6 protein-coding genes are annotated in these 13,011 nt (G+C 40.2%); 3 read left to right on the top strand and 3 right to left on the bottom strand.

The annotated features are described in order from the left end of the window. Positions 1 to 4: 4 nt before the first annotated feature. Complete coding sequence (locus tag KUA57_RS07175) at positions 5 to 853, bottom strand: metal ABC transporter permease (protein ID WP_049524593.1); 849 nt, start codon at positions 851 to 853, stop codon at positions 5 to 7. Further along, on the bottom strand, positions 850 to 1,572 hold the full coding sequence (locus KUA57_RS07180) for a metal ABC transporter ATP-binding protein (protein ID WP_218493955.1): 723 nt from the start codon (positions 1,570 to 1,572) through the stop codon (positions 850 to 852). The genes KUA57_RS07175 and KUA57_RS07180 overlap by 4 nt, the downstream gene beginning before the upstream one ends. A 179-nt stretch (positions 1,573 to 1,751) precedes the next feature. On the opposite strand from KUA57_RS07180, the gene pepO reads away from it, so the two are divergent. Both pepO and KUA57_RS07190 read left to right on the top strand, forming a co-directional pair. Next, on the top strand, positions 1,752 to 3,644 hold the full coding sequence (gene pepO / locus KUA57_RS07185; RefSeq protein ID WP_218493956.1) for an endopeptidase PepO: 1,893 nt from the start codon (positions 1,752 to 1,754) through the stop codon (positions 3,642 to 3,644). Between the two features lie 59 nt (positions 3,645 to 3,703). Continuing rightward, entirely contained in the window at positions 3,704 to 4,468 is a 765-nt protein-coding gene (locus KUA57_RS07190; RefSeq protein ID WP_218493957.1) for an LptM family lipoprotein, read from the top strand. 106 nt (positions 4,469 to 4,574) lie between these two features. Here the strand turns inward: KUA57_RS07190 and KUA57_RS07195 are convergent, their stop codons facing one another. Further along, entirely contained in the window at positions 4,575 to 5,204 is a 630-nt protein-coding gene (locus KUA57_RS07195) for an MBL fold metallo-hydrolase (RefSeq protein ID WP_218493958.1), read from the bottom strand. A gap of 734 nt (positions 5,205 to 5,938) precedes the next feature. Between KUA57_RS07195 and KUA57_RS07200 the strand changes: the two genes are divergently transcribed. Further along, positions 5,939 to 13,011: Ig-like domain-containing protein (locus tag KUA57_RS07200; protein ID WP_218493959.1), on the top strand; the 7,073-nt coding region annotated here is incomplete at its 3' end.

Below are 13,011 nucleotides of genomic sequence, written 5' to 3' on the forward strand. Positions count from 1 at the left end.
CCCCTTATTTTAACAAATGTTTATTTTTTAGTTTCAAATATCGTTGTTTTGGAGCGATAAAGAAGCTAATGAGAAAGAAACTAGCGGCTGTAAGCACGATACTAGAACCTGCCGCAACGTTAAAGCTATAGCCGATAAAGAGTCCCAAAACTGAAGCTATCGCTCCAAAGGTTGAGGAAAGGAAAATCATGCTTTTCAGGCTATTAGCATACAGATAAGCAGTTGCAGCTGGGGTAATCAGCATGGCTACAATCAGGATAGTTCCGACACTTTGCATGGCTGTCACAGACACGAGAGTCAGGAGTACCATGAGAAGGTAGTGATAGAAATTGACAGGCATTCCCATGGCTTTAGCCAAGAGTTCATCAAAGGAAGTGATCAAGAGTTGCTTGAAGAAAATCCAGATTAACAAGAGAATGGCTGCACCAACACCCATAGTAATAAACATATCTGTATCTTGAACAGCAAGAATATTACCAAAAAGGATATGGAAAAGGTCAGTTGAACTTTTAGCGACACTAATCAAGATGATACCGAGGGCTAAGAAAGAAGAAAAGGTAATGCCGATGGCGGTATCGCTTTTGATAATCGAGTTTCCCTTGATGTAGGTAATGATGATAGCGGCTAGCAATCCAAAGACAATGGCTCCGATAAAGAAGTCAAGGCCCAAGATGAAGGAGAGGGCTACACCTGGTAAGACAGCATGTGAAATGGCATCTCCCATGAGTGACATCCCGCGTAGGATGATGAAACATCCCACAGCTCCAGCTACGACCCCGATGACAATAGCTGTTATCAAGGCATTTTGTAAGAAATGGAATTTTTGCAATCCATCGATAAATTCTGCAATCATAGGTCACCTCCATTGAAAAAGAGTCGATTACCGTAAGCTTCTTTGAGATTGGCTTCGGTAAAGGTTTCTTTGGTTGGACCAAAGGCAATCACTTCTCGATTGACAAGCAAGACTTGATCGAAGTAGTGGGGAACCTTGCTGAGGTCGTGGTGGACGATGAGAACCGTCTTCCCAGCTTTTTTCAAATCTCTCAGCGTATTCATGATGATTTCCTCACTGACTGAGTCAATCCCAACAAAGGGTTCATCCAAGAGGATATAATCGGCTTCCTGCACCAAACATCTGGCAATCAAGACCCGCTGGAACTGACCTCCAGATAGTTGACTGATTTGACGTTCAGCGTAGTCAGCTAGGCCGACGATTTCAAGGGCTTCTTGCACTTTCTTCCAATGTTTAGCCTTTAAACTTCGAAAGAGAGGGATAGAGGGAAAGAGTCCTAACGAGACACATTCCTTGACCTTGATGGGAAAGTTGTAGTCTATATTGATTTTTTGTTCGACATAGGCGATTCGATGTAAGGATTTTTTAACTTCCTTGTCATCGAGAAATGCCTGACCTTGATGTGGGATAATTCCCAGCATCCCTTTTAATAATGTTGATTTCCCAGCACCGTTTGGACCAATGATACCGGTAATTGTTGGTCCTTGGAGCTCTAGTGAAATATCCTTAAGTGCCAATGTTTCTTTGTAGGAGACACTGAGGTTTTCGATACGTATCATAAACTTATATTCCTCCTGTCTCTTAATATACATTAAAAAAAAAATTAAGTCAAGTTAATTTTTGAAAAATTTAAAATAATAACTGAAAAATGATGGAAAAGGAAAGTTCATTTTTAATTGCATTCCCAAGCAATTTTTGTTAAGCTAGCAATAACTTAAAAAATGAAAGCGAGAACAAGATGACACGTTATCAAGATGATTTTTATGATGCAATCAATGGAGAATGGCAACAGACAGCTGAAATCCCAGCAGATAAGTCTCAAACAGGAGGTTTTGTTGATTTAGACCAGGAAATTGAAGACTTGATGCTGGCGACAACAGACAAGTGGTTGGCAGGAGAAGAGGTGCCTGAGGATGCTATCTTAGTAAACTTCGTCAAATACCACCGCCTAGTTCGTGATTTTGACAAGAGAGAAGCTGACGGTATCAAACCTGTCTTACCACTCCTTAAAGAATTCCAAGAATTAGAGACTTTTGCGGATTTTACAGCTAGACTAGCAGAGTTTGAGCTTGCAGGAAAACCTAACTTCCTTCCTTTTGGTGTATCACCAGACTTTATGGATGCCAGAATTAACGTTCTATGGGCTAGCGCTCCAAGCACGATTTTGCCAGATACGACCTACTATGCAGAAGACCATCCTCAGCGCGAAGAGCTTTTGACTCTTTGGAAAGAAACCAGCGCAAATCTCCTCAAGGCTTATGATTTCTCTGATGCAGAAATTGAAGACTTGCTTGAGAAAAGACTTGAATTGGACCGTCGAGTTGCGGCAGTGGTGCTTTCTAATGAAGAAAGTTCGGAATATGCTAAACTCTACCATCCATATGATTACGAAGATTTCAAGAAATTTGCGCCTGCCCTACCTTTGGATGACTTCTTCCAAGCCATTCTTGGCCAAGTACCAGACAAGGTTATCGTAGACGAGGAACGTTTCTGGCAAGCAGCAGACCAATTCTATAGTGAAGAAGCTTGGCCTCTCCTCAAGGCAACCTTAATTTTAAGTGTTGTTAATCTCTCTACCAGCTATTTAACAGAAGAAATCCGTGTCCTATCAGGTGCCTATAGCCGTGCGCTTTCAGGAGTTCCAGAAGCCAAAGATAAGGTCAAGGCAGCCTACCAGCTAGCACAAGGTCCTTTCAAACAAGCCTTGGGTCTCTGGTATGCCCATGAAAAATTCTCTCCAGAGGCCAAGGCAGATGTGGAGAAAAAAGTGGCAACCATGATTGATGTCTATAAGGAACGCTTGGCTAAAAATGACTGGCTAACTCCTGAAACTCGTGATAAGGCCATCGTCAAACTCAATGTCATCAAGCCTTATATCGGTTACCCAGAAGAATTGCCAGAACGCTATAAGGACAAGGTAGTGGATGAGACTGCTAGTCTTTTTGACAATGCTCTGGCCTTTGCGCGTGTGGAAATCAAACACAGTTGGAGCAAGTGGAATCAGCCTGTAGACTACAAGGAGTGGGGCATGCCTGCTCATATGGTCAATGCCTACTACAATCCACAGAAGAACCTGATTGTCTTCCCGGCGGCTATTTTACAAGCACCTTTCTATGACTTGCATCAGTCATCTTCTGCTAACTACGGTGGTATTGGAGCAGTTATTGCCCATGAAATTTCCCACGCCTTTGATACTAACGGAGCTTCCTTTGATGAAAATGGTAGCCTCAAGGACTGGTGGACAGAGAGCGACTATGCTGCCTTCAAGGAGAAAACACAAAAAGTTATTGACCAATTTGATGGACAAGATTCTTATGGGGCAACCATCAACGGTAAATTGACTGTATCAGAAAACGTGGCTGACTTGGGAGGAATCGCTGCAGCGCTTGAAGCAGCCAAGAGAGAACCAGACTTCTCAGCAGAAGAATTTTTCTACAACTTCGGTCGCATTTGGCGCATGAAAGGTCGTCCAGAATTTATGAAACTTTTGGCTAGTGTCGATGTGCACGCACCAGCCAAACTCCGTGTCAATGTGCAAGTACCAAACTTCGATGATTTCTTTACAACCTATGATGTCAAAGAAGGAGATGGTATGTGGCGTTCACCAGAAGACCGCGTGATTATTTGGTAATGAATCGAATCTAATACTAAGATCCGTAAATCTGTATAGGATGAGTTAAAGAGGTTAATATGAAGAAATTTTTAATAATGCTTTCAGCTATTCTTACTATTTTTGTTTTAGCATCTTGTGGTGCAAACAAAAAAGATGAAAAAATAGAACCTTCGGCAACACAATCATCTTCTACCAAAGAGGAACAGAAGGAAAGCTCTACGAAGTCAGAGAGCCAAACTAGTACAAGTTCTTCAATGGCAACGCCGTCAACAACAATGGAAACGAAAAGCGAAACAGGAAAAGATTTGTACAAGGAAGTAATAGAGCGGTACAATCACTATCAGGCACTTTTAAGTAGTGGCGACCGAGAATCCTTGTATGAAAAGTTGAAACAGAACAAGATTTTTTCTGAAGAGTATGGCTATATCTTTACACTAAGCACCTACGATAAACCAGCTAGTCTTCATTATGTGTTTGCTGATTTAAATAATGATGGTCAGGATGAATTGATTATTGGAGATAAAAAATATATAGGGGCCATTTACTATTTAGAGAACAAACAACCCAAGTTGCTTCATACAGCTTATGTAGCTTCTGCAGGTGGTTTTCGTTCCAGTTTAGTTATTTATGAAAACGGTCAAGTCAGATATGCAGACTGGCAGTCAACACGTCCAGAAATGAACTTAAGTCTATATGCTTTTGATAAAGACGGAATACAGAAGATTAAAGAAGGAATCTTTCAAATTGGTAGTGATCAAAAGCCAGAGCAAATCTTAGGGATTTCTTCTAATGAACTTGATTTAGCTAAATTTGAATGGAAAGAATTTCAGCCAGTCAACTAGTATTCGATGAAATTCAATACTAGACTAGATTCTAAAATCAAAAAATTGAGAATTAAATAGAAGTACACAAAAACCAAGGATAAAAAATTCCTTGGTTTTTTGCTAGCTAGAAAAAAGGATTGAAGGTCTTTTCGTGAGCAATAGTAGTAGCTGGACCATGCCCTGAATAGACATCATAGTTTGGTAGGGTAAAGAGTTGGGTCTGGATACTTTGAAGGAGTTGCTCCATGCTACCAGTCGGAAGGTCGGTCCGTCCGATTGTTTCTCGGAAAAGAGCATCCCCTGTTAAGACTAGGTGAGCATCAGGAAAGACGATAGAAACACCACCGATAGAGTGACCAGGAGTTGGCAAGACAGTGAAACGAAATTCCTCTAGTTGGTATTCTTCATGAAAGGCAAAGGTGTGCTCTGCAGGTTTTGCGACCACATCTGCCATATCATCGTGGCGAGGAAGCCCAGAGAGATTATCGACAGGAGTATAGAGCCAGCTGGCTTCACTCTCTGCGATATAGACAGGAGGATTGCCAAAAGTCTCGCGAACCAAGTCCAGACTCATGATATGGTCATAATGGGCGTGGGTCAAGAGAATAGCGCAAATCGGTTTATTGATATTCTCGATGGTTTGACGAATGGATTCCCAATGGCTACCAGGGTCGACAACGATGAGATTCTTTTCGCCTTCTAGGTAATAGGTGTTTTCATAGGCAACAGGATTCACAGTTTTATGGATTTTCATATTAGCTCCAATCTCAAAGAATGTACTAATACTCTTCGAAAATCTCTTCAAACCGTGTCAACTTTATCTGCAACCTCAAAGCGGTGCTTTGAGCAACCTGCGGCTAGTTTCCTAGTTTGCTCTTTGATTTTCATTGAGTATAAACTAAGTATAGCACAGTTAGGGAGAATAGAGTGGATAGAAAATCCTTCTCTTTTAAAGAAGGTTAATGGCTATCTATTTCATTCTGTCTAAAATAAAGATAGCTATTTTTAGAGTTATGAACTAGCTAGAGCTTTTAATTGACTGGGATTTAAAATAAATCTAATGAGCTGGAGAGTAAATTATTGAAAAAATGGATAATGAATCAAAAAAATTGTATCTTACAGTAGAGACAAGTTTTTGTCTGTGAACAGCAAAATATACATGTAGAGTTAATTTAAATTAATATATTAAAACCGCAAAATATAGTATGTAACCTATAACTCTTTGATATATCTAATAAAACAAGTTAAATAGTCAGAACATTATTGTATTTTTGGAAAATATTTATTTTAAATTTAGAATAAAAAAATAAGCCATTTTATTTGCCATAGACTAGGAAATATGATATCATAAAGCTGTATGTTGTAGACAACTTTATGATATGAAGTTCACTTCTAACATCTTTTGTTTCATCTGAGGTTAGATGTGAGTTTTCGATATCAATAACTTGTAAATCGACATCAAAATAAAAAAGGAGGTTGTGGGTCTAAATGAAAGGCAAGCAACAACAAGATTATAGAGTAGAAAAGTACATCCGTTATGGTATCCGGAAATATAGCTTTGGAGCAGCATCGGTAGCAATTGCAGCTGGTTTGATGTTCCTTGGAAATGGTGCGGTATCAGCAACGGAAGTTCAAGGTGCAGAAGCATCAGTAGCTGCAACTACTGCCCCAGCAAATCAAGCGGATTCTAATAAAGAAAAGGAAGCCGTTAAGCCAGAAACTAAAGTAGAAGAAGCAAAACCTGAAGTTAAAGTACAGGAAGCTAAGAAAGCAAATAAAGCAGCTCTTGAAGCGAATGTTGCTACTTTAGAAATGAAATTAGCATCTGCTAAAAATGCAGATGCGTCTGTAGTAAACTCAGCTAAGGAAGTTTTAGCTGCAGCTAAAGCAACACTTTCAAATCCAGAAGCAAGTCAATTGGATGTGAATACTTTAGCTGACAAACTTTCAGCATTGGGTCAAGCCGTAGCTGAATCAGATGCTATGGGTCAACAGAAAAAATTAGAAGCTGAAAAAGCAGCTGCTAAAGCTGAAGCTGAAAAGAAAGCTACTCCAGCAGAAAAATCTCTTTCAGAAGCTAAAACAGCACTTGACAAAGCTTCATCTGAAGCAGAAGTGACTAATAAATTAGCAACTGCTGAACTTTCTAAAAAGGAAGTAAAGGAAGAAAACAAAGCAGCTGTTGAAGCGGCAGTAGCTAAAAACCAAGCAGTTCTTGCGGAAACAAAATCTCTTTTAGCTGAAAAGAGCGTGACCAAAGAGCAAGTGGATGCACAACTTGCACGCTTGAATGAGTCAATCCTTGCAGTATACAATGAGCTGAAAAATGCAGGTATTGGTCGTGATGGTAAGTTTTCAGCAGTCTTAGCAGACATTGCTGATACGGTTACAACTCCACCTCTTTCAGAAGAAGAACAAGCAAATCACTGGAAGCAATACGCAGATAAAAACACAGAACGTCTGACAAAACAAATCAAGTGGTTTGACATTTCAAATCCGAAAGCGAAAATTGAAAATCTTGGTGATGGTGGTAAGCTTAAAGTAGGTACTAAGTTTACACAAGAAATCTCTCCAGGATATGTTGTGACTTTGACAGTTACTAAACTAGCACCATTTAACTCAACGGATGAGTACAAAAAACGTGGTGGAGCAGGATACGATGCCAATGCTCAAAACGTATACAAAGACAATACTCCAGCTGAGTTGAAAGTCGTAAACCAAGGTTCATACTCTGTTGCGAAAACAAACGGAATGGATACTAAAGGTAAAACAGTTATCCAATCAGTTAAAGATGGAGCCAACGTCGGGGTGGAATTCTCAGTTAAAGCTACTTTAAATGGGACAGAAGTACCAGCCAACGTTGTATTCTTAACAGGGGAAGAAGCTGGTTCATCCGAAGTTGAAATCTATAAAACAGATGGTGATGGTTTTGAGTTAGTAACTGAGTTATCAAACTCCAATGTACCAGGTAAGGAAACAGCTCGTTCATATATTGGGGAAATCTATGAACGCAGAACAGTGGCTACTGCAGGTCATGGACAAAATCGTGCAGATGGCCAATTAGGTATTTCTTACACGCTTGAAGGCAATGGTAAACCAGCTTTTGCTCCATTTTTAGCAGATAAAGGTGCAGGATTCTTCAATACAACAGTTACATCAGATACAGTAATTACAGCAACTGCAAAAGATGGAACTATTCATGCGGATGGATTAGGAACACAAGTTTTCGGACCGGTCTCAACTCACCGTGATTCAGGTTTCTCCACTCCATTGGTAATGACTCGTAATGCCAAAAATATTGGTATGTATATTATGTCTAATGGGCAACAAGGGTCTATGCTTGGATTTATGGTCCTAGATGAAGGGGATGCTCCTGCATCATACGGACGTGTAGCCCACTCTATTTCTAAATCTGAGGGACAACACCAACCATATCTAGGTTCTGTACCGGCTGACGTTGATGTTCGTACAACTCCAATTAACAAAACAAATGCCTTTGTATACGATGATATCAATGGTATCGGTAATGCTGATGAAGGTGCTCGTCAATTGATGGGTGATGGTGTTGCTCCAAATGATAACTATAAGTTGAAAAAAGTTAACGATGGAACTTACTCAATGACTTTCGATGCCCACCTAGACGGAGAAGCTAAAGCTTACGTTAACGGTTGGATTGACTTTAACAACAATGGAAAATTCGATGAAGATGAAGCCGCTGGTGTGACAGAAGTGACTGCTGATGGTAAGGTTACTCTTACTTGGACAAACACAGTTCAAAATGTGGATACCAGTGCAACAAAATTAGCTACACGTCTTCGTATTGCATACGATAAAGCAGATGTCAAGGCTCCTACTGGTATTGCCTACTCAGGTGAAGTAGAAGATTTCCAAATCCAACAAACAATTCCACCACGTGGAACTAAGAGAGAAACAACAGATGTACAAGGTGCAACTCAGAATTCTACTGTTGCCTTTAATGCATATGGTCAAAAGAACTATGATTTTGATAAAGACAATGCAATAGATACAACTGTTAAATCACAAATCGTTAAACCAGATGGTACATTAGTAACAGATGCTGACCTAGTAGATGGATACTATGTAGTACCAGGGCAAGGTAAATACAAGATTACTGATAACGGTGCAAATGTAGATGTAGAATTTATCCCAGAAGCAAACTTTGTAGGTACAGCAGATGGTATTACTATTCGTCGTACAGATATCAATGGTAACACTACTGGTTGGGGTAACGAAGGTCGCCAAATCATCGGTGGTACAGGTGAAGCTAAAGACCAACTAGAGCTAGTAAGTGAACAGGTTCAACTTGCTGGTTTAGCAGCTAAAGGTTCTATGGATGGACGCTACATCCCAACAGTAACTCCAAAACAAATCGTTGGAACACCTGAAGAATCAACAGATATCCAAGGGAAACCACAAACAAAAACACCTAAATTCTCAATCGACGTAGATAAAGATGGTGATGGAACTGCGCCAGATGCAGTAACTCCAAGTGCACAATATCCAGCTAAATTGGTAGATCCAGCAACTGGAAAACCAACAGATGAAAAAACTGTAACAGTACCAGGAGAAGGAACTTATACAATCAATCCGGAAACAGGAGCGGTAACATTTACACCAGAACCACAATTTACAGGAACTGCTAAAGGTATTGATGTATCATTAACAGCACCAGTAGGTCAAGACAAAAATGGGCAACCTGTAACAGCTACAGCTACTGCAAAATACACTCCAACAGTAACACCTGTTAAACCAACAGCAACTCCAGCAACTTCAACAGGAGTACAAGGTGAAACTCAAACAGGTAAACCAACATTTACAGAAGGAAATACAGAAGTACCTATTAAAGAGGGTTCTGTAAAATTATTAAATCCAGATGGAACAGAAGCAAATGGACCAGTAGATGCTCTAGACCCAAGTGGTAAAAAAGTTGGGGAATACACTGTAGATCCAACAACAGGTGTAGTAACCTTCACACCAACAGACAAATCTTACACAGGACCAGTACAACCAGCTAAAGTTCAAGCTGAAGATAAGAATGGAACAAAAGTTTCTACAACTTACACTCCAAATATCGTAGGCGTAACCCCAACAGCAACTCCAGATGAATCAACAGGAGTACAAGGTGAAACTCAAGAAGGAACAGTTTCATTTGCACCAGGTGAAACAACAATTGGTGGTGAGAAGAAATCAGTTCCAATCAAAGCAAACTCAGCTAAATTGTTGAATGCAGATGGCTCAGAAGCAACTGGACCAGTTGATGCATTGGATGAAAAAGGTAACAAGGTTGGAGAATACACAATCGATCCAGCTACTAACAAAGTAACCTTCACACCAACTGATAAGACTTATGTTGGCAAAGTTCAACCTGCTAAAGTACAAGCTGAAGATGAAAATGGAACAAAAGTACAAACTACTTACACACCAACAATCGTAGGCGTAACGCCAACAGCAGACCCAGCTGAAACAACAGATGTACAAGGTGTTGAACAATCTAAAGAAGTAACCTTCAAACCTGGTAAAGCAACTGTTAACGGTGTTGAAAAAGAAGTACCACTTAAAACTGATTCATTTACATTATTAGATGAAAATGGACAACCAGCTACATCAGTACCAGCTAAAAACCCAGCGGGAGACGTTATCGGTACTTACACACTTAAAGTTGTAGACGGTAAAGCAACTGCAGTATTTACACCAACTGATAAAACATATGCTGGTGAAGTAGAACCAGTTACGATCCAAGCTAAAGATACAAATGGAACTCCAGTAACGACAACTTATACTCCAAATATCACTCCGGTAGAACCAACAGGAACACCAACAACATCTGAAGGTGCACAAGGACAACCTCAAGAAGGAACTCCAACATTCACACCAGGTAATGATAAAGTTCCTATGATGATTGATGCTACTCAACCAGCTAAATTAATCGATCCAGCTACTGGACAACCAACTGATGAAACAACAATTCCAGCAAAAGACGCTAACGGAAAAGAAGTTGGTACATACACTATCGAACCAACAACAGGTAAAGTAACATTCACACCTAACAAAGACTTCGTAGGTACTCCAGTACCAGCGACAGTTCAAGCCAAAGACGCGAATGGAACTCCAACAACAGCTACATACACCCCAACAGTAACACCAGTAGTTCCAACAGCAGAACCAGCTGAAACAACAGACATCCAAGGTAAAGAACAAACTGGCAAACCAACCTTCACACCAGGGGCTGATGAAGTACCAATGGATGATGATACTCCAGCGACATTCGAAGATGGTTCAAAAGAAAAAGTAATTCCAGGTGAAGGAACATACACAGTTGCACCAGATGGAACAGTAACCTTTACACCAGAGAAGAACTTCACAGGCAAAGGAACAGGCGTAACTGTTAAACGTGTAGATAAGAATGGTACCCCAGTAACAGCTAAATACACTCCAACAGTAACACCAGTAGTTCCAACAGCAGAACCAGCTGAAACAACAGACATCCAAGGTAAAGAACAAACTGGGAAACCAACCTTCACACCAGGTAATCCAAATGTTCCAATGGATGATGATACTCCAGCAACCTTCGAAGATGGTTCAAAAGAAAAAGTAATTCCAGGCGAAGGAACATACACAGTTGCACCAGATGGAACAGTAACATTCACCCCAGAGAAGAACTTCACAGGTAAAGGAACAGGCGTAACTGTTAAACGTGTAGATAAGAATGGTACCCCAGTAACAGCTAAATACACTCCAACAGTAACACCAGTAGTTCCAACAGCAGAACCAGCTGAAACAACAGATATTCAAGGTAAAGAACAAACAGGTAAACCAACCTTCACACCAGGTAATCCAAATGTTCCAATGGATGATGATACTCCAGCAACCTTCGAAGATGGTTCAAAAGAAAAAGTAATTCCAGGCGAAGGAACATACACAGTTGCACCAGATGGAACAGTAACATTCACCCCAGAGAAGAACTTTACAGGTAAAGGCACAGGCGTAACAGTTAAACGTGTAGATAAGAACGGGACCCCAGTAACAGCTAAATACACTCCAACAGTAGCACCAGTAACACCAACAGGAACAGACGCTGTAACAGAAGATGTTCAAGGTTCAACTCAAACAGGTAAACCAGTATTCACACCAGGTAAAACAACAGTTAACGGTGAAGAAAAAACTGTAGAATTATCTGATAAACCAGCTAAATTGGTAGATCCGAAAACAGGTGATCCTGTTGATTCAGTAACTATTGAAGGTGAAGGAACATACACAGTAGCTCCAGATGGAACAGTAACCTTTACTCCAGAGAAGAACTTCACAGGTAAAGGAACAGGTGTCACAGTTCAACGTGAAGATAAGAACGGCACACCAGTTAAAGCTACTTACACACCAGTTGTAAAACCAGCAACACCAACAAGTTCAGACGTTATCACTACAAATGTTCAAGGTGCTACTCAAGAAGGAACACCAACATTTGAAGGTGGAAAAGTTACTGTAAATGGTGAAGAAAAAACTGTAGAAATCGACGAAACTGTTAAACCAACATTCGACGATGGCACAACTGAAAAAACTATCCCAGGTGAAGGAACATACACAATCGATGAGAACGGTAAAGTAACCTTCACACCAGAGAAAACATTCACTGGTCAAGCAACAGGTGTAACTGTTAAACGTGTGGATAAGAACGGCACACCAATCACAGCTAAGTATACTCCAGTAGTCGTTCCAGTAACACCAACTTCAAAAGACACTGAATCAGAAGGTCCTAAAGGACAACCTCAATCAGGAACACCAACATTTGAAGGTGGAAAAGTTACAATCAACGGTAAGGAAGTTCCAGTTGAAATTGATGAAACTGTTAAACCAACATTTGACGATGGCACAACTGAGAAGAAAGTACCAGGTGAAGGAACATACACAATCGATGAAAACGGTAAAGTAACCTTCACACCAGAACCTGACTTCGTAGGTAAAGCAACAGGCGTAACCGTTAAACGTGTAGATAAGAATGGTACACCAGTAACAGCTACTTACACTCCAACAGTTCGTCCTGATACTTCGTTCGTTGATAAAGATGGTAAACCACTTTCACCAACAGAAGATGGAACTAAACCAACTAAAGATATCCCAGGATACAAGATTGTTAAAACTGAAGTAGACGAAAAAGGAAATACAAAACACATCTATGAAAAAGTTACGACAACTTATAAAGATAAAGATGGTAATGTAATTCCAGGAACAACTACTGAAGAAGGTACAAATCCTAAGAAAGATATCCCAGGTTACCGCTTCGTAGAAACTAAGAAACTTCCAAACGGTGATACAGAGCACGTTTATGAGAAAGTTAAGACAAGTCACAAGGATAAAGACGGAAATGAAATTCCAAACTATCCAACAGAAGATGGCGAACAACCTAAGAAAGATATCCCAGGTTACCGCTTTGTAGAGACTAAGAAACTTCCAAATGGCGACATCGAACACGTTTATGAGAAAGTTAAGACAAGTCACAAGGATAAAGACGGAAATGAAATTCCAAACTATCCAACAGAAGATGG

Origin of the sequence: Streptococcus vulneris (assembly GCF_019218685.1) — a bacterium.
Lineage (GTDB): Bacteria > Bacillota > Bacilli > Lactobacillales > Streptococcaceae > Streptococcus > Streptococcus vulneris.

Bases quoted from the DNA above. Each gene is read 5' to 3' on its own strand.
- KUA57_RS07175 (WP_049524593.1), bottom strand. From the start codon at position 853: ATGATTGCAGAATTTATCGATGGATTGCAAAAATTCCATTTCTTACAA.
- KUA57_RS07180 (WP_218493955.1), bottom strand. From the start codon at position 1,572: ATGATACGTATCGAAAACCTCAGTGTCTCCTACAAAGAAACATTGGCA.
- pepO (WP_218493956.1), top strand. From the start codon at position 1,752: ATGACACGTTATCAAGATGATTTTTATGATGCAATCAATGGAGAATGG.
- KUA57_RS07190 (WP_218493957.1), top strand. From the start codon at position 3,704: ATGAAGAAATTTTTAATAATGCTTTCAGCTATTCTTACTATTTTTGTT.
- KUA57_RS07195 (WP_218493958.1), bottom strand. From the start codon at position 5,204: ATGAAAATCCATAAAACTGTGAATCCTGTTGCCTATGAAAACACCTAT.